The organism is Microcoleus sp. SVA1B4, assembly GCF_036700545.1.
Classification (GTDB): domain Bacteria; phylum Cyanobacteriota; class Cyanobacteriia; order Cyanobacteriales; family Microcoleaceae; genus Microcoleus.
This window is the reverse complement of sequence record NZ_JAUBPB010000045.1, coordinates 24,359-44,255: the sequence shown is the minus strand read 5'-3', so window position 1 is coordinate 44,255 and position 19,897 is coordinate 24,359. Positions and strand designations below refer to the sequence as shown.

Here is a 19,897-nt window from a genome sequence, read left to right as displayed (position 1 = left end):
CTACAATTAATTGAGGTAGGGAAACGGCACTGCCGTCTCCTCGATTTTTGTAAGGACACGGCAGTGCCATTTCCCTACTTGTCTTAAGCTGGAACTTGGATTCTTTCAGTGCCGGCAAGTTCAAAGGCTGCGTGAATTGCCTTCAAAGCAGTTACTCCTTGTCCTTCATCCACAACGCAGCTAATTTTAATCTCGGAAGTTGCAATCATTTGAATGTTGATTTGCTGGCGGGAAAGCGCTTCAAACATCTTTGCTGCTACTCCCGGATGCGCTACCATCCCGGAACCGACAACGCTAACTTTGGCAATTTGTGTATCGACTGCTACTTCGCCCCATCCGAATTCTGGGGCGGCTTTTTCGAGGACTATTTTAGCAGCTTCGGCGTCAATTTGTGCTACGGTAAATGCGATGTCGCGAGTTAAGATACCGTCGATATTGTGACAGCGCTGCGACTGAATGATTGTATCTACGCTGATATTTTCCTCGGCTAAAAGTCCGAACAGTTTTGCTGCTACTCCGGGTCGATCGGGCAATTGGCGAATTGCCAGACGCGCTTGATTGAGATCCAACGCAACGGCGCGGACTGCAGGCGGTTTTTGAGATGATGAACGCAGCCCGATAGGGGAGTTGGCAACATCAAATGTTTTGCAGAGTTCGGCAACAGCCCGATCGCAATCTTCGGCATCGATCGCACAACTAACTTTCACCTCGGAAGTAGAAATCATTTGAATGTTAATTCCCGCATCCGCTAAAGTCTTAAACATCTGCGCCGCTACCCTAGGACGACCGATCATTCCCGCACCCGCAATGCTAACTTTAGCTATGGGCCGCTCTTCTGCTTTCACTTCCGGTTCTCCCAATTCTGGGCGAGAATTTTTGCCGAGGGCGGGGATAATTGCATCTGCAACGGCGGTGGCTTGTTGCAGAGATTTTCGCGTCACTGTGAAGGCAATATCGTTAGTATTTCCTTCATGAATTGACTGGATAATTAAGTCTACATCGAGGTTTTGTTGGGCGATCGCACCAAACAACCGCGCTGCTACACCGGGGCGATCGGGCAAACGCAGTAGCGACACCCCCGCCTGATCTAAGTCAAATTCCACCGCATCGACGGCTTTTGCGAGCTCCAAGCCCTCCAAAGGCCGGGGTTGCGGGGGTGGGGACACTACACGGGTACCGGGGGCGTCACTCCAGCTAGAAAGCACTACTAGGGGCACGCCGTAATTCTTGGCAATTTCTACCGCGCGCGGGTGGAGGACTTTTGCGCCCAAACTCGCCAATTCCAGCATTTCGTCGCAAGTGATTTCGTCCATCAATTGCGCGTCGGCAACCAAGCGCGGATCTGTAGTCAGAATTCCGGGCACGTCGGTATAAATTTCGCATCTGTCGGCCCGCAGCGCTGCAGCGAGGGCTACTGCGGTTGTGTCGGAACCGCCACGCCCCAAGGTGGTAATTTCCAATTCTCCGGCATCGGCGATACCTTGGAAACCCGCAACCACAACGACTTTACCGCTTTTTAACTGGCTTTCAAGCCGATTTGGGTCAATTCGCAAAATCCGGGCGCGGGTGTGGGCGGCTTCGGTGACAATGCCGACTTGGGCGCCGGTGAGGGAAATTGCCGGCTGTCCCATTTCCTGCAATGCCATGCTCAAAAGTGCGATCGAGACTTGTTCCCCAGTGGAAAGCAACATATCCATTTCCCGCTTGTTGGGATTTGGGGAAATTTCCTTGGCGAGTTTAACTAAACCGTCGGTGGTTTTGCCCATCGCTGAAAGTACGACAACGAGAGAGTTGCCGAGCTGTGCTGTTTTTACTACTCGTCTGGCTACTTCCAAAATGCGATCGACTGTACCAACCGAGGTGCCGCCAAATTTCTGAACAATTAGTGCCATAGATTCTACACAAAGCTACAAAATACTTATCAAATAATACAAGCAGCTTCTGGATTAGAAGTGGTAATTTTTAAAATTCCCATACGACAAACCGGAGAAAAGAAAAAAAATATCTGCGTAAACGACAAAAAATATGTGGTAGGGGGGGTTTTACCAGCCATTTAATTCTATCACACCAATATTTTAATAAACCCGCCCTCTTGATTCGGATTTTAGCCTCCTTCTAGCTCTCGCAAACGCGCTTCTAAAGCTTGAATTCGCTGCTCGGCTTCTATTCGCTTTTGCCGTTCTTGTTCTGCTTCTGACTGCGCTTGTTCGACTGCCAATTCCGCTTGTTCGGCTCGTTCCTCGGCGGCCGGCAGCAAATTCCCGGAAGCATCCCACCAGCGCAGCCAAGGCAGTTCTACGCCCTGATAAACCCCTTGCCAAATGCCTAATTCCAATCCCATTGGCTCGATTTGGTAATGTCCGCGCTGATTTTCTGACATTAATTCAAATCTATCTTCTACCAAATGATAGCATTCTATTTTGGCTTTTTTGAATTCATAAATTCCGTAAAAAGCAGGTCTAATAATCCGCTCGTAAATCCAGAATTTGCCTTTTTTGGGAGTTTTATCTCTTTCTTCGCTGCCATCTCCAGAGACAAATTCTAGTATGATTAACGGCGGCATTAATTCTTTCCACATCACATAGGAACGCCGCATATTTCCGTCGAGAGTTGGCGGCACGTCGGGGACGTAAAACCAATCCGGTGCTTCAGCTCCTCTGGCTAGGGGTTCTGGGGGTTGTGGGACTCGCCAATAGATGCCGGAATCTTGACCGATACAATATTGTCCGTCGGGATGAAGTTGGTCTAAAATGGGTCGAACAGATGTTGTTAACAGGATGCTTTGAGGATGTTCTTGGAAGTTTTTCACAAAAGTACCGTCGGAGTCGGGTAATTGAGTGTGGTCTGGGAAATCTGTAAAATCTGTTACTAGAAGTTCGGGTTTTTTGGTGACACTCATGTTGACCTCTTGAATGCTAAAAAATTATAATTCACATTGGGAATGGATGATGAGTCAGTACAAGTTAATTATTTTCGACTTCGACGGCACTTTGGCAATTACTCACAAAGCTATTGTATTTTGCTTTACCAAAACTTTTGAAACTTTCAATATTCTCCCGCCTGCTGCTGATACTATTATAGGTACGATCGGCATCAATTTACCAAATTCTTTTAAAATCCTCCATCCGGCGATCGAGGAAAGCGCAATTCCCGAATGGGTTGAAACTTACCGCTCTTATTATCGGACGGAAGGTGAAAAGCAGGTAGAGTTATTTACCGGGACAAAGCAAGTGTTGCAGTTGGCGCGTCAGTCGGGATTGAGCCTGGGAGTTTTCAGCAACAAACAGGTTACTTTTGTTAATGTATTACTAAAGAGTTTGAAAATTTACAGTTTTTTTGATTTGATATTAGGTGATAACGGACAAATAATTCCGAAACCCAATCCGACTGTTTTTCACTCGATTATTAAACCGCTGTTCCCGGAGTTGGATAACAGTCAAATTTTAATGGTTGGCGATACAGCGATTGATTTGCTGTTTGCTAAAAATGCTGGGATAGATGTTTGTTGGGCGGCTTACGGATATGGCGATCGCGCTCAGTGTCTCGCCCTAGAACCGACTTTCGCGATCGACGATATTTCAGAACTTGCTGTGTTCGTTAAAAATTAATTTTTCCTCGGTTTGTTTGAGAGAAGAGTTTGAATCATTTAACTATAAAGTATTTAATTAATTTTTTTTACGAGAGCCCGATGATGTATTTTTTATTTAACTAAAAAAATAAATGACCGAACTTGTAAGCCGCCCAAACTCTGCCAAGCAAACCATACCAGAGATAGAGTTATGGTGGGAACAACTATTATAAATTAACAACTAGGATTCCTTTGAAGGTAGAAGGCACAAGGCAGAAGGCAGAAGGAAAAAAAAACGATGGAAGCCAGATTTTCTTTAGGTAGAATTTAGCGCCAAAATTCTGCATGATAGCCTTCTAACTTCTGCCTTCGGAAAACAGGGAAATTCTGTTAAACTTTAGGGTGTGCTGGCAGTCGGTATCTACAATAAACTCAATTTATAGAAACTCATGCAGATAGATATAAGCATTCCTTCTGAAACGCTATCGCCGACTCGTACTGGCGGCACACCGAATTTAATAGAAGAAGTATTTCGACTGTACGATCGCGCCCTGGCAGCTACCAGCAACGGCATCGCGATCGCGGACGCTACCCAGCCGGACAAGCCTATAGTTTATTGCAACGGTGCTTTCGAGCGGATTACAGGCTACAATCGCAGCGAAATAATCGGGCAGAACTGCCGCTTTCTGCAAGGCCCGGATACCGATCGCGCTGCCGTCGATCGCATCCGCGTAGCCCTGAAAGAACAACACGACTGCAAAGTAGTTCTGAAAAACTACCGCAAAGACGGCACCGCCTTCTGGAACGAACTCACCATCTCGCCGGTGCGCGACAGCAGCGGACTCGTCACCCACTTCATCGGCGTCCAATCTGATATCACCGATCGCTTCCAAGCAGAAGAAGCCCTCAAACAAGCCGAGGCAAAATACCGCAGCATCTTTGAAAACGCCACCGAAGGCATATTTCAAACCGCCCCAGACGGGCGCTACCTCAGCGCCAACCAGGCACTCGCCCGAATGTACGGCTACGATTCCCCGTCAGAACTGATCGCAAAATGTTCGGCAAAAAACATTTACGCCGATCGCACCCGCCGCGCTTCCTTCATGGCAGAAATCAGCAAAAACGGCTCTCTGAAAGAGTTTGAGTCTTGCGTCCGCCGCCAAGACGGCAGCACTACCTGGATCTCGGAAAACGTGCGCGAAGTCCGCGACGAAGATGGCGAACTCCTTTACTACGAAGGAACCGTCGCCGAGATCGCCGATCGCAAGCGCGCCGAAGCAGCCCTGCGAAATCAACAATACTGGCTGAAAACCGCGATCAACGCCGTCCCCGACGCGATCAACCTCACAGACAGCGAGGGGCGCTGGCTGATTGCCAACGACTGCGCCCTCCAACTTTTGGGCTGGGAAACCGCAGACTACCAGGGCAAAACTACTGCCGAACTCGCTGCAGCCGCCGATCCCAGAGTCAGAGAAATCCTGCTAACTTGGCAGGAAACCGACGAAACCACCTGGGAAGCAGGCACTCTTACCTCCAGCCGCCAAATTGTCCCCTTGCCCACAGGCGGCAGCAATTTGTTTGAAGTGCGAAAAGTGCCACTGTTCAACCCTGACGGTTCGCGCAAAGGTTTGGCAGTGGCGGGGCGGGACATCACGCAGGAAGTGGCAGCGGATGCAGCTTTGCGCGACAGCGAACAGCGGTTTCGGGCAATTTTTGAACGCGCTGCGATCGGCATGGTAGTCGCTACCCTCGAAGGTGTTGCGATCGCCACTAATCCGGCATTTCAAGCTATGCTGGGGCGATCGGAAGCTCAACTGCGGGGTCTCGGCCTCGACGACTGCGCGCACCCGGAAGACGCACAAGTTTCGCGCGAGTTGCGCCAACAGTTAGTCGCGGGCACCCGCGAAGCTTACCAAATCGAGAAGCGCTACCTCCGCCAAGACGGCAGCATCAGGTGGGGACGCCTCAGCACCTCTGTCATCGACAGCAGTCAGGGAACGCCACAGTTTATTTTGCAAATGGTAGAGGATATTACCGATCGCAAAGAAGCCGAGTCAGCTTTGTTCCAAAATGAGGCTAAGTGGCGATCGCTGATTCTCAACAGTTCCGACATCATTACTATTCTCGATGCTAGCGGTCGCATTGTTTACGAAAGCCCTTCTGTAGAAAGAGTTTTGGGCTACGAACCCCTTGAACTCGATCGTCAAATTGCTCTCGATTCGATCCACCCTGACGACATTGCCTCGGTGATTTCCGACGGCGAAAAACTGATCGCAAATCCAGGCGTTCCCATCGCCCTAGAAGGTCGGTTCCGCCGCGCTGACGGTTCTTGGTGTTTTCTCGAAGGTGTCGGCATCAACTTGCTAGCAGACCCCGCTGTGAAAGGAATTGTGATCAACTCCCGCGACATGACCGCGCGCCGGCAAGCAGAGTACCGCCTCAGCAAAATCAACGAGTGCTTTTTGGGATTCACCACCGACGCCGCTGAGAACATCCAGCGCCTGACATCCTTAGCCGGCGAGCTTTTGGGCGGAAACTGCGCCATCTACAGCCACGTCGGTGGCGGACTGCTGCAAGCGATCGCGACTTGGCAAGCGCCGCCGGACTACCCGCTGGTCGATCGCGCCGAGGGCCACATCTGCACCGACGTATGCAGCAAAGGAAGCGATCGGGCTGTTGCCATTCCTGACTTGCAGAACACGATCTACGGCCAAATCGATCCCGCTGTCATCCGCTATCAACTGCGAAGCTATCTGGGACAAGCAGTGCGGCTGGGCGACAATTATGTGGGTGCGATGTGCGTTCTCTACACTGAGTCGATCGCGCCCACAGAAGCCGACTGCAAGCTGATCGGAATTATTGCCGGGGCGATCGGAGTTGAGGAAGAACGGGCCGCCGCCGCCTCGCGCGATCGGCAAAAATCCCAAGAATTGCAAACAGCTTTGCGCGACTTGCAGCAAACTCAAATGCAGTTAGTACAAACCGAAAAAATGTCTTCCCTCGGACAGGTGCTAGCAGGAATTGCCCACGAAATTAACAACCCAGTTGGCTTTGTCGCAGGCAACCTCTGCCACGTCCGAGGCTACGTTCTAGACTTGTTAGAAATCGTGCAAGTCTATCAAGAAGAGTACCCAAATTCCCCTACAAAAATTCAGCAACAAGCCGAAGATATAGACTTAGAATTTCTAGCAAAAGACCTGCCAAAATTGCTCAATTCAATGCAGACCGGATGCGAGCGCATTGTAGAAATTATTCAAACTCTCCGAAATTTCTCGCGGGCGGACGAAGCAAAAATCAAAACTGCCGACATTCACGAAGGTTTAGAAAGTACCTTGTTAATGTTAAACAGCCGGCTGAAAGCCAAACCCAACTGGCAGGGCATTAAAGTCATTAAAGAATACGGAGAACTGCCGCAAATAAACTGTCATCCCGGACTGTTAAATCAGGTATTTATGAATGTATTGGCAAATGCGATCGATGCCTTGGAAGAAAGCCGCATCCAAGCAAAAGACACAGCCGATTATACCTTTCCTACTATTACCATTCAAACAGAAACAATTGATGATAAGAGCATTTTAATTCGGATTAAAGACAATGGCTTGGGCATTCCCGAAGATCATATTGTGCGTTTGTTTGACCCGTTTTTTACCACAAAACCCGTAGGTAAAGGCACAGGTTTGGGTTTATCAATTTCGCACCAAATTGTCGTTGAAAAACACAACGGCAAATTGCAGTGTCACTCGGAACCCGGTAAAGGCACTGAATTTATCATCGAAATTCCAATTCGTTGACATCAGGACGACGCTAATCAGGATATAGCAATCCTCGCATCATTCGTGAATTTCTTACTTCCTCTCCGCGGGTTCGGGGAGGGTTGGGGTGGGGTAAAAAATTTACGACTCATTGAGGATTGCTATATAATTATGTTCAAGTCAGCCCTAACTTACTTAAAAACTAAACTGCGTCCGCAAATTGCCCACAAAAATTGTCGGGTTGTTATCGAAATTGTTGGGATTGCCGATCGCATAAAATGCTGGTACGATCGAAACATGGTCGGTGAGAGGAAAATAATAAGTTGCCTCAATTTCGTACTGCGTGCCACCGTTACCCCCGCCAGAAATCAGAAATCTCCGACCGCCAGTAAAGTCAAAAGGTACTAAATATGACACCGTAAGCAAAGCTCCTTCTTTGAACAAATCGGGAAATGCAACTCCTAACTGATAAGATTGATTTTTGATCGTGCCGTCGGGTCGGTTAGTCTTGGGAAATATATTGGTTTCGGCGTAGCCGTAACGGCCGAAAAGACCAAAACCGCGAGTGACTGACCAATCGAAATTGAAACTATAAGTATTCGCAGTCGCATTCCCCAGCCGACCACCAAAACCGTCATCTGCCACACCGTTTAACGGCTTGCTGTTAGGAGATCCAATTAAGCCGCCGATTTGCTGGATGTTGGAACGGCTGTACAAAAAGCGCAAATTAACCCGATCGCTCGGACTGAATGTTAATTCTGCTGTAGTCGTATTTGTCCCGTCAAACAAGCCTTGAGACGGATTGGAAGCCGAATTAAACACGGAAGTTGGCAAAAATTCTGTACTCTCGCCCAAGTAACCAAAACGCAGTTTCAATGCGCGGCCGATATCCCACAAAGCCAAAGCACCGGCACCGCGTCTGGTAGCGCTTAACAAAGGGCTGTTGTTAGAATTAAAGCTGCTCGCACCGTCTACGAAAAAGTTAAATTTATTGTTGTCAAAGTAGCGGTAAAAATTAATCCGCGGCCCGACTACTACTTGCAAGCTGTTGGTAAGCGGGAACCTATAGGAAAGTTCCCGCAGGATAACTTCATTGGGATTTGCTCCGGCAGTTTGATCGAGAAAAGGAGTGCCGAATGTATTGAAAAAACCCGTTGAAGTATACTGGTTGGCGGGGGAATTGCCGTTACCTACAGCTAGCTGTGTAATCAATTCGTCTTTCCCTGTAAAGGAAGTAGTGAGAGTCAACCAAACTAACTGACTGAAAGTGATTTCTGGATCGTCCACTCTCTGCACAATTGGTCTGTTGGTGACAGGATCGCGTCCGGCTACTCGATCGAGCGGAGCAGCATTTCCATCTATTGCTTCAACTCGGACTCGATCGCCCGCAAAAGCTCCACTCAGGTTAAACCAAGCAAATCCGTTGAGTTTAGTCGTAGTTGAAAATTGGTTGGCTTCCAATTCGGCAGTCCGGGCTTCTAAAGCATCTACTCGACCGCGCAATGTAGCTAATTCTGCTGCAAATTCTTCTTGCAATCTTTGCAAAGCAAGTAAATCTTCTCGCTTGACTAAATTACCAGTAGAACCGCCAATTTGTTTGGTGATTTGATCCAAGCAAGCGTTTAATCCGGCGGCAAATTCGTAGCGAGTCATTGCTCGATTGCCTCGGAATGTGCCGTCTGGATATCCCGCAATGCAGCCGTATCTTTCTACTAGGGATTGCAAGGCTTGAAAAGCCCAATCTGTCGGCCGCACGTCGGAGAGTTGGGAAACAGAAGTGACTTGTGCTGCGTCTTCTTGTATGCTGAGGTCATCAGCGCTGCCCGTCTCGCTGCTGATGTCGGCAACTTTGCTGGCTTCAGCAACTTGTTGAGACTGAGGAGAGTTTGCAATTTCTAACTTCTGTGGGGGCAATTCGCCGATTGCCTCGGTTATTTCTGGGGTTGTTGTTGCACGATCGACTTTTGCTATATCTTGTTTGGGTAAAGCACGATCGACTGTTGCTATATCTGTTTGGGGTAAAGCGCGATTCACCCATGCTGCATCTGTTTCGGGTAAAGCAGGATCGACTTTTACATCTGTTTCGGGTAAAGCGCGATCGACTGTTGCTATATCTGTTTGGGGTAAAGCACGATTCACCCATGCTGCATCTGTTTCGGGTAAAGGGCGATCGACTGCGGAGTTAGTCTCTGCGGTAATCGCCGCTAACTGCGGTATCTCAATCTTACCTGCTGCCAGCGCTGCGTCTGGGGTAGCCGTAGGGAGAGCACTATCTTCTAGCGCAACTTCTGGAGTTGAGGTATCCTGAATTTGAGCTGTTGCGGAGATCGGGCCCAAAGGCACTGCCACACCAGAAATCAAGAAAGACAGCCAAAAAGCTTTAACGGAGGTTGAATTATTCACCATACCACTCACACCACTTGTTGAAAATGAAATCTGGCCAATCTTAAACGATAAGCTTGCTTATAAATGTAGTTGGTTTAACAAATTCTTATAAATAGTTAAAATTATTTTAGGAAGCCAGCGATTCCCAATCACTAATCACTGATGACTACTGACTACTGACTCCTGACTAATTCCCCCAATGAAGTTTTTATTAGTTACAGATTTAGACAACACGCTAGTCGGAGATGACGAAGCAACTCAAGTTTTAAACCAGCGCTTGCAACCTGTGCGATCGCAAATTTGTTTGGTTTACGCTACCGGGCGTTCTTATGCTTCAACTTGCGAATTAATTGCCCAAAAGCAACTGCTAGCACCCGACTATTTGATCGCAGGTGTAGGTAGCGAAATTTACCAAGACGGAATCCTCGATTTAGATTGGGCGGAATATCTTTCTCAAGACTGGGATAAAATGGCGATCGCCTCTTTAGCACAGCAGTTTTCCCAGCTTAAACCCCAATCCGTAAAAGAACAAAATCCTTGGAAAATCAGTTATAGTCTGGAACCAGCAGCAGAAAATAGCTCGACAATCAACGCTTTGCAGCAAAAGTTAACTGAATCGCGACTGCCAGCTCAAATCATTTTTAGCAGCAATAGTAATGTAGATATTTTACCACAAACTAGCAATAAAGGCAATGCCCTTACTTATTTACAAAAGCGCCTACAAATTCCATCTGAAGCAACATTAGTTTGCGGTGATTCTGGCAATGATATCAGTATGTTTGAGCAGGATTTCCGGGGAGTAATCGTCGCTAATGCTCTATCAGAACTCTTAGAATGGCATCGCGAATGCGGCACTGAAAATCATTATTTAGCTAGTTCTGCTTCCGCTTGGGGAATCATGGAAGGAATGGCATATTTTTGGGAATTTTGATTGCCAAAAATTCAGTTTGGTTGGTAGCGATCGCTGAAGTCCTAAGTACAACCGCACCCCAAGCACCCCAAGTCCTGCAAACAGTTAAAATCTGTTCAGAATCTCAACCGCGTATCGATCGAACCTGCGAGTTGCGATACCATCAGCGTGTACTGCTTGATCAAACCTAATCGAACTTCACTTGAGTTACCTCAAGCGAGTTGAAGTTTATTTCCTAGCCTCTTGGGCCCAACGTAGTGGAGGGAGTCGGCTATCCCAAGATAAGTCGGCTATTCCCCGATCGCCAAAGGTTCTATAGTTAAGTGTAGCGCCTAAACCTAAATTACTCTCTCTATAAAAACTTATCTTTCTAGATGAACAAGATGTAGGTTGAGTCAACTATTTGCCCCTTTAGTTCAGTTCGCCAACGCACCGCCACATGGAACAAAATACTTTACCCGTAGAGGTGATTCTCTCTCACCCGCGCCAATATTTAGGTAGCATTCGGCTGGATTGGACGCCGCAACCGGGGAACTATGTAGATTTAGAGGGACAAACCTACGCTGTTTTGGAACGCCACCACCGCTATCAACTCAAATCCGGCCGCTACCAACTGCAAAAAATTGCCCTGTACGTGCAGTCGGCCACACCGCCGACGGAAAGAACTTTTGTAAGCGGCATCTGGGTTATCGGAGATGCTAGCTGTCGCTTTAATGCTCGATCGGAAATTCTGCGCTGTGCTGTCAATCCCAATGGCCCGTGCGACGGCTGTGGCGATTACCAAAAGTCTTGAACCATCAAGTCAATCGATTTTAGATTTTAGATTTTAGATTTTAGATTTAAGCATTGAGCCCACGGATAAATTCGGGGGCGCATTTATCGGATACAGGTTTTTTATTTCTGGACGGATGAATCACGTGGCGGGTATCCTGGATGCTTTCCGTCAGTACACAATTTCACCTCGCCCAACTGAGAAACCGAGAGTGCCGAGAATCTCGGCGTCTCCCTCAATGACAATAAACTATCAAAACCAACTAGCAACTCTGGAATCGAATTTAACTTCTTCAGGTAGGGGGTAATCTATCTTCTGATAGCTGTGCAGCACGTCGCGAATGCCAGTATGAATCAAATTTTCTATGTGCAGCAACTGTTCTGAAGAACAGCGAACCTGAACTGTTTGGTTTGACACAGACTCGCCGGAGTCGATCGCAGTATATCTATTAGGAACTCGGCTGAGCACATAAGCAATTAAATCTTGTCGCAATCCCGAAGGCGAAAAAGCTTGTTGGTATGGGTGCTTCGGATAAGACTCCAAGATAATTTCTACTTCCTCTGTGACTACAGCCAAGGTAATATTGACAAGATTTTTCTGCATTTTCCCTGTCCCCAAAGACTCGTTAACTAATATTTTTGTGATCCTTCTCGTTTTCGTCTGATTTCTCATGAATTTTAACCGGCTAATACCGCCCATCGTTCTTCGGTCATCACCAGCTCAAACTCAGAACTTACCTCTTCTATAACCCGCAGCACGTAGCAGGGAATCTTGTCGGATAAAATAGCACTTGCCACCGTACCAGTGTGAATTTCTAAGACTGCTTCTGCAGCAGCTTCAAACATCAGTCGCTGTCCCGGAAACATCACTCTTTCAAAGTACCAATTAGGAATGTTCCCAATCCGAACCACCTGAACTAGGTTGGTAACATTTGCGTAATAGCACAGAATCTGGTTGTTACCTTTATAAGATAGCTGATCAGACATTTAAAAAATCTCCACACTCTTTCAAAAACTTACTGAGACTTGGCTTTGCCTGTTAGTGGCAATTGTGAGTTTGGATCTTGACAAAAGGACAGACTTATTTTTTTTGTGTTATTCTATAGCACGAATCACATCTTCAGTTATTAATTTTTGTAGCATTGAGTAATCCTGCCAACATTGAGAGGTTTGGCGAAGAAACCCCGTTTGTTCCGGCGAAAACCCCCGGTTTGTTTGGTATGCAGGGCCTATATCCTGACTTATTAAGGTTGTTGTTCTGTTGCACCCGTTAATCGAAAATACCGTCACTTTCCCGAACTCTCCTGACAACAGATTCACTCTTTGGCAGTGGAATGGTGCTGAGAGTGCGATCGACCTTTAGATCCAGAGCTTGGAGTAAACTTTATCTAAAAAATATGAGGAAATTATGAAGACAATCATTTTTTTTGATAAATCTACTTTTGCCGAAGCAGGGATTACAATACTTAAGCAAAAACCCGGTTTTTTAGCCAAAAACTTGACTCCATCTGTGCTCCTGGGTTAATAAACCCGGTTTCTGAGGGAAATCTGCGTAAATCTTGGATTAGCAGGCCCAAACCGGGTTTTTTACCAAAAAACTTCGCTGCATCTGTGAGCTCGGATTAAAAAAAACCGTTCTTGAGGCCAATCTGTGTAACTTCTGCAGGAGTTATTCTGCCTGTAAATACGGTGATAGCCGATCGGCTTTGCAGGTAACAAAAAACCCCGACTCCCTGAGATAATCTCTAGAATTTCTAGGGAATCAGGGTTTAAATGAACGAATCACCGATCGATCTCAAAGCTAAATCAAAAAAATGAGGAAATTATGAAAATAGCCGGAAAAACTAGCACTTTCCTCGACCCCTAAACCCGGCTTAATAACATAATTGCGTAATTTTCGCAAGAATCAAGGGAATGAGAAAGCGGAGTTTTGAGCCTCATCCGGCTTTAATGCCTCTTTGATTCTGCCGTCGGGCTGGGCCGACTTTGTTTGTCTAGTAGCGGTTTCAAATGCCGAGTTTGATCTGCTATCTGCGATGTATTTTACCCGAGTTTAAGCTGTCGCGCATTTAAATTGTATATTAAGGGCGGGCGGGACGCTAGGGCCCCTACTCCCCACAAGACTTTAATTTTTTTTGACCTACAATTTAAATGCCGCCACAGCTTAAAGCAACGGTTCCCAACCCAGAATTTCCGCCACTTGCTGTGCCAAACTCAAAGGATCGAAAGGCTTTGCAATCACCCCCGCTACCCCCAAATCAGCAAATTTGCTCAAATCCATCGCCTGCACCTTAGCCGTCAGGAAAATCACCGGAATCCCCCGAGTAGCAACATTGTTTTGTAGCAAACCAAACAGAGTAAGTCCGTCCATATCCGGCATCATCACATCTAGTAGAATAGCGTCAGGGAGTTGAGTTTCAGCTAACAGCAATCCTTGGCTGCCGCCTGGTGCGCTTAGTACAAACCAGCCGCCTAAATGTTCCAGACAAGCCTGAATCACGCTGCAGAGGTTTTTTTCATCATCAATGACCAGAATGCGCTTTGCTGACATAATTAAAACTCAAATTTTAAATTAATCATGGTAAACCGAAAAAAAACTTAGGCACGCTGCCTCATCAACCGGGTTTCTTGAAAGATATAGCAAAAGGAAGAAGCGATAAAATTAAGAGTTTCCGCACTTAAAAACGTCCTAATCGTCGGGCGCTGTTGATAGATTTTGCCGCTTACCTACTTAAGCCCTGAACATAAAAATCGACCTATCAGCCTCCCAAAATCATCCTACCCGCGTGGGTTGCCAGGAACTTGAGCTTTCGCGAGATATTATCAAAGCAATCTCAAACCTCCAAACTTTTTCCTCCCTCGCCTTCCAACGGTGCAGGGACTGTGAAATAGAAACTGCAGCCTTGTGAGACAACACTTTCGACCCAAATTCTGCCCCCGTGCTGCTGTACTATGCTGCGACAGATAGCCAAACCCAAACCCGTACCTCCTTTTTGGCGGGAGTCAGAAGCATCGACTTGTTGAAACCGTCCAAAGATTGTTTCTAGTTTATCTGCCGGAATCCCCCGCCCTCGATCTTTGACTTCAAATAAAACCCGCTCGCCCAAATCTTCCACCCTGAGAGTTACTGTACTTCCAGGAGCGGAGAATTTAATCGCATTGCTCAACAAATTTACCAGCAGTTGAACGATTCTGTCGGGGTCAGCCCAAATTTTTGCTGTTCCGGGCAAAATCAACAAATCAATGTTATTTTCAGCAGCCACAGAAAGTACAGCTTCGGCAGACTTCCGCATCAAAACCTGGGCATCGCACCACTGCTTGACGAGGATAACTTGGCTCGAATCGAGCCGTTCTAAGTCGAGAATATCGTTGACCAAACGCACTAACCGTTCGGTATCGCTCGAAGCGATTTCTAACATCTGTTTGGCAGTTTCCGGTTTATTTTTCAGTACCCCAGCCGCCAGCAAACCTAAAGAACCGCGAATCGAGGCAAGTGGCGTTCGCAGTTCGTGGCTGACAATCGAAATAAACTCATTTTTCATTTTTTCAATTGCCCGACTTTCTGTGATATCTGTGACTGTGCCCACGTGACCAATTAGTTGAGCTTTGTCGGAAAAAATCGGAGCTGTTTTAAGCCGACAAAACCGAATGGTTCCGTCTCGCTGGATGTGGCGAAATTCGCCGGAAAATTCCCCATCTAGCGATTGCGATTGAGACCACTTAGACAGAATTAGTTTGAGGTCTTCGCGGTGAACAAACCGCATCCAGCCGTTTCCTAAAGCCGCTGCCGATGTGAAGCCACCAATTGCTTGACAGCGAGGATTTGTATAGGTACATTTCCCCTCAGTATCGATTTTGAAAATGCCCACGGGGGAACTCTCGCTCAGAGAGCGAAATAAAGCTTCGCTTTCCCGGAGTTCTGCTTGAGAGCTTTCTAGTTCTCTGGTTCGCTGCAAAACTCGCATTTCTAACCGTTCGTTGAGCTGTTGGAGGGTAGCTTCAGCAAGTTTGCGATCGCTAATATCGCGGTGGACTGATACCCAGTGGGTAAACTCACCATTTTCGTCCGCTATGGGGACAATGCTCATTTCTACCCAAAATTCCGTCCCGTCTTTGCGGTAATTGATCGAGTCAACCCGCACCGGCTGCCAGGTTTTCAAAGCTGTCCGAACTCGATGGAGACTGGCGCGATCTGTTTTTTCACCTTGGAAGATGCGTGGCGTTTTGCCCACAACTTCTTCTAGTGTATAGCCGGTCATTCGCGTGAAAGCTGGGTTGACATAAATAATTCGCGGCCCCGGTTCCTCAATCGGTTCAGCTTCGGTAATTAACACGGCGTCGTTAGTGGTGGTGACTGCTGATTCCAACAGGCGCAACTGCAATTCTCTAGCTTTGCGATCGGTAATTTCTCTAACAGTCCCCACCATCCGCACTGGATCGCCGGCTTCGTTGTAAAAAAACTTACCTTTTCCCTCCATCCAGTGAATGCTGCCGTCGGGCCAAACCACGCGCTTTTCGTGACAGTAATCTCCTCGCTGGGCGATCGCCTGATTGATAGCATTCTCCATATTTTTAAAATCTTCTGGGTGAACGCAAGCTGCAAAACTTTGATAAGTTCCGGCAAAAGTCCCTGGGGCCAACCCAAACAACTCTTCGTGTTCCCTCGACCAAACTATCTGATTTTTCTGCACGTCCCAGTCCCAAAATCCAATTTTGGTAGCCGACAAAGCTAAGCTAAGCTGCTGATTGATTTTCCGCAGCTCAATGCTAGTAATAGCAACTCGAAGTTCTCTGGCTATTTCGATTTCGCACTGCTGCCAAGGCAAAGATTTTGACCTCACATTTTCTTGCCACAACTCAAAGGAAATGCGAGGAGAAATTAATCGGGTGCCATCCGGTTTAAATTCAATTTTTCCCTCTGGTGGACCTGCCCAGTTGACAGTTTGAAGTGCTTCGGGACGGAACCACAAAATGTAATAATTTTGCATCTCGGACATGGCAAGCACCAGTAAACCGCTAGCAAATTCTTGAAAATTATCGGCGGGCGGATACAGTTTTGAGAGAGAATCTGTATAAAAAACCTCATTATTTATTTGAGTTTTTATCCAAGCAATTAAGTTTTCGATTTCTACCAATTCCGGGGTTTGCCCGATGGTTGTTAAATTTTCATTGGCACACACAACTCCACCGGTAGCACCCACTAAGGCAAGCAATTCATCTCGGTAGGTTAGTAAACCTTCTACAAAGCAGTTTTTTTGATAAATTTCCGTGATAAATTTTTGGCAAAGTGCTTTTAAATAAATAGCATATTCCCGGTTTTCGCTATCTTGTTTATAGCTGAGTTCTAAATTCACAAACTTCGCTAGTAGTTCGCAAGCAGTTCTTGTTTCGTAGTTGACATACTTTCGTGTTGGATGGTGACAGGCAATCAATCCCCAGAGTTTTTTATCTTTGATTAATGTCAGAGTCATGCTAGCAGCGACGTTCATATTTTTGAGATATTGAACGTGGCAAGGCGAAACTGTTCTCAACAAAGATCCGCCCATATCTAAAGGGCTACCCGTCAGCGGATTGCAGTGAGGAATTAGTTCGACAGGCTGACAGTTAATATCGGGAATAAACCGAATTAAATTCATGCTGAACAGGTTTCTTGCTTGGGCGGGAATATCGGTAGCCGGATAGTGCAGTCCCAATAAAGGAGCCAAACTTTCTACTTTGTCTTCGGCGACAACTTCCCCCGCCCCGGTGGCATCAAATTGATAGACGATCGCTCGATCGAAACCGATGATCCTCCGCACTTCTTCAACTGCTGTCTGACACAGCACTTGCAGGTTTGGTGTTTTGTGGATTTTGTCGATCGGCTCTTGGACTAAATTATAACAATTGAAACAATCGCTCGTTTTTGGAGAAACAACCGACTCTAGTTCAACAATTAATGCTGAATTTGATTGATGTAGCGTCCCCTCAAAAAAAGACTGGCGGTCTTGACTTTTGAATGATAATCTGATACCATTACGTTGGTCTTTTTCAAATAAAGCTTTTTCAATAGCCTCAATTTCCTCAGTCTCGACAAATTCCTCTAAAAATTTATCCAAAAGTTGTTCGGGGTAAAGGCCCATCGCCTCAAAAGTATTGTTGCTAACTTGCAAAATTTTTAACGCCGGAGATTCCAGCACCAAAAGGATGCCGTGAGGTTGAATCGAACCTGGGGCGTAAATTAGTTCGCAGTCGCTGTTATTGAGAGTGCCTGTGTCTGAGGGCAATACCATCGCTTTCATCTGATTAATATTTCTCTAAATTAGCCTGTGTTCTCGATCGGCGGGCTAGCATTAATCAACAGCACCGCGTCGCAATCACACAATCTAACCATCCCCAGTCTTGGCTAAGGCTTCCTAATTTGTTTCGGACACGCACTGCATATTTGCTCCTAGTTATCCCATTTTAAAAAAAGAATACAACTGTAGGTACGTGCTCGAAACCCATATCTCATCAGCCATTCCCAGTTCTTCAATTCTTTAATTTTTTAAATCTAAAATGGGATTAGCGCTGTGCCTGAGCCAGTCTGTTTCTCAGTTGAGTCCGCTCCAAACGATTCAGGAGGCGAGCAATTAATTCCGGTTTCACGATCGGCTTGTTAACGTAGTCGTCAGCACCTGCGACAAACATTTGGCGCACGGTTTCCGACTCGGAATGAGCTGTCAAAAATAGCACGGGGAGCTTGCTCCAGCGCAAATCGTTGCGAACTGCCAAACACAGCTCGATACCGCTGTAACCGGGCATCTCCACATCTAAAATTAGCAAATCCGGACAAGTCGTTTCGAGTACCTCCCAGAACTTTTCGGGATCGTCCAATGTTGTTACTTGAAATCCCCAAGGTTGGAGAATCACTTGCAGTGCAGCCAATAGATGCACGTCATCGTCTACCACCATAACTTTAGCTTCAGCAGGGCCAGTCTGGTCGAGTAGTTGGGCGACTGCTTTGAGTATATCTGCTGGGGGGATAGATTTGTGTAAAAAGCCCGAAGCTCCCAAACGAGCAACTTCTATTCGATCGCTCAATTGATTGTGCCCGCTAAAAACCATTACCGGAATTTCGGGCTTTTCACTGCGGAGTTCGGCTAATAGAGAAAGTCCGTTTTCCTGAGATCTGGAAAATGTCAAATCCAGCAAAATCGCGTCGGGAGGCTGTTGAGAAATCGCATTTCTAGCCGCTTGCGGAGAGTTGGCGACTTCTATCTGGAAGTCGGAACCGGATGCTACTGTTTTGAGTCGATCGCTCCCAAAAGTATCATCATCAACAACCAGCATTCGGCGCTTTTGGGAAACCGCAGGAACTAAATCGCCTTCCGGTTCGGGCGACGGGCGATCGAATATCTGTTTGAGCTTATGCAGAAATCCCTCAATCTGCTGAGCCGTCCCCGGTTTCAAGATGTTTTCAGCCTTGAACCAATGTTCTATCTGGCGCGCCACTTCCGAACCTTGCGGCAACCCTAACGTTCCCAAAGAACCGACTAATTTGTGAGCTTGAGACTGGGCTTCTTGGCGCAGTTCGCCCTCCAAGCTTCCGTTTTTCAGTTGAGCGATCGCGCGATCGAATATCGCCACCTTTTCTATAAAATTAGCTTTTAAATTTTCCCGCATTTGGGCAATCGCATTCAAGACTTTGAGACGGCGCTCGTCTTTATTTAATTCCTGGCTCGACCCGCTGGATGCAGTAGATAAAGTCTCTTGAGTTTTAGCAGTTTCTGCCGTTTCCTGCCCAACTTGTGGGCTCTCAATCTCCTCCGGCAGACTTTTGAGCCGATAGCCCAATCCGTACACAGTTTCCACTAAATCTACAGTCATCCCGGCTGCTTTCAGCTTCTGCCGCAGCCCCTTGATGTGAGCAGTAACGGCTTCTTCTTGAGGAAATTCGCCGGCCGACCAAATGCGATCGAGGATGGCGCTGCGACTGAAAATGCGCCGAGGATTTCTCAGGAAAAGTTCTAGCAAATTGTACTCTTTAGGAGTCAAGTGCAGCACTTTTTCGGCATAAGTTACTTCCGTAGTGTCCGGGTTGACTTGCAGTTTTTCCCATGTCAAATTTGTACTTGACAAAGTTGCCTTACCCCGGCGCAGCAAAGCCCGAATTCGAGCGATTAATTCTTCGAGATTAAAGGGTTTGACCACATAATCGTCTGCACCGGCCTCTAAACCTTGGACTCGATCGTTGCTGCTATCTAGCGCTGTCAGCAGTAATATCGGCATTTGGCAGCCGGACGATCGCAATTTTCGACACAAACTAATGCCGTCGAGTTTAGGAATCAGCACATCCAAAACAATCAGGTCGTAATCGTATGCCTGCACCAAATGCAACGCTGTTTCACCGTCTGCTGCCGCATTCACATTGTAATTGTGAGACTCCAGCGCTTGAGTTAGCAAACTGACTGTAACTGTGTCATCTTCTACCAGCAGGATTTTCATAAACGTCACCTGTCCTTCCAACTATTATTGGAATTTTTTAGAGGTTTT

12 protein-coding genes are annotated in these 19,897 nt (G+C 46.9%); 4 read left to right on the top strand and 8 right to left on the bottom strand.

Annotated features, from left to right (window positions below):
* Window positions 1-83: 83 nt before the first annotated feature.
* Both QT987_RS19670 and QT987_RS19665 read right to left on the bottom strand, forming a co-directional pair.
* Window positions 84-1,892, bottom strand: coding sequence for an aspartate kinase (locus QT987_RS19670; RefSeq protein ID WP_333243196.1), 1,809 nt, complete (start codon window positions 1,890-1,892; stop codon window positions 84-86).
* A gap of 212 nt (window positions 1,893-2,104) precedes the next feature.
* Complete coding sequence (locus QT987_RS19665; RefSeq protein WP_333243193.1) at window positions 2,105-2,899, bottom strand: Uma2 family endonuclease; 795 nt, start codon at window positions 2,897-2,899, stop codon at window positions 2,105-2,107.
* A gap of 46 nt (window positions 2,900-2,945) precedes the next feature.
* Between QT987_RS19665 and QT987_RS19660 the strand changes: the two genes are divergently transcribed.
* The gene (locus QT987_RS19660) at window positions 2,946-3,608 is read left to right on the top strand and encodes an HAD family hydrolase (RefSeq protein ID WP_333243190.1); all 663 of its coding nucleotides are present in this window, start codon (window positions 2,946-2,948) and stop codon (window positions 3,606-3,608) included.
* Between the two features lie 409 nt (window positions 3,609-4,017).
* On the top strand, window positions 4,018-7,359 hold the full coding sequence (locus tag QT987_RS19655; protein ID WP_333243187.1) for a PAS domain S-box protein: 3,342 nt from the start codon (window positions 4,018-4,020) through the stop codon (window positions 7,357-7,359).
* Window positions 7,360-7,515: 156 nt separating this feature from the next.
* Here the strand turns inward: QT987_RS19655 and QT987_RS19650 are convergent, their stop codons facing one another.
* Window positions 7,516-9,726: an iron uptake porin gene (locus QT987_RS19650; RefSeq protein WP_333243184.1), complete on the bottom strand. Its 2,211-nt coding sequence runs from the start codon at window positions 9,724-9,726 to the stop codon at window positions 7,516-7,518.
* 178 nt (window positions 9,727-9,904) lie between these two features.
* Here QT987_RS19650 and QT987_RS19645 point away from each other — a divergent pair, with 178 nt between their 5' ends.
* Together QT987_RS19645 and QT987_RS19640 are read left to right on the top strand one after the other, a co-directional pair.
* A complete protein-coding gene (locus tag QT987_RS19645; RefSeq protein WP_333243182.1) occupies window positions 9,905-10,636 on the top strand; it encodes a sucrose-phosphate phosphatase in 732 nt (243 codons plus the stop codon).
* A gap of 418 nt (window positions 10,637-11,054) precedes the next feature.
* A complete protein-coding gene (locus QT987_RS19640) occupies window positions 11,055-11,408 on the top strand; it encodes a DUF6464 family protein (RefSeq protein ID WP_333243179.1) in 354 nt (117 codons plus the stop codon).
* Window positions 11,409-11,639: 231 nt separating this feature from the next.
* Here QT987_RS19640 and QT987_RS19635 read toward each other — a convergent pair whose 3' ends face one another.
* From QT987_RS19635 to QT987_RS19615, 5 genes are all read right to left on the bottom strand, one after another.
* A complete protein-coding gene (locus QT987_RS19635) occupies window positions 11,640-11,990 on the bottom strand; it encodes a late competence development ComFB family protein (RefSeq protein ID WP_333243176.1) in 351 nt (116 codons plus the stop codon).
* Between the two features lie 74 nt (window positions 11,991-12,064).
* Complete coding sequence (locus QT987_RS19630) at window positions 12,065-12,373, bottom strand: DUF1830 domain-containing protein (RefSeq protein ID WP_333243174.1); 309 nt, start codon at window positions 12,371-12,373, stop codon at window positions 12,065-12,067.
* Window positions 12,374-13,550: 1,177 nt separating this feature from the next.
* Window positions 13,551-13,937, bottom strand: coding sequence for a response regulator (locus QT987_RS19625; protein ID WP_333243171.1), 387 nt, complete (start codon window positions 13,935-13,937; stop codon window positions 13,551-13,553).
* 283 nt (window positions 13,938-14,220) lie between these two features.
* Entirely contained in the window at window positions 14,221-17,664 is a 3,444-nt protein-coding gene (locus QT987_RS19620) for a PAS domain S-box protein (protein ID WP_333243168.1), read from the bottom strand.
* A 262-nt stretch (window positions 17,665-17,926) separates the two neighbouring features.
* The gene (locus QT987_RS19615; RefSeq protein WP_333243165.1) at window positions 17,927-19,849 is read right to left on the bottom strand and encodes a response regulator; all 1,923 of its coding nucleotides are present in this window, start codon (window positions 19,847-19,849) and stop codon (window positions 17,927-17,929) included.
* Window positions 19,850-19,897 lie beyond the last annotated feature (48 nt).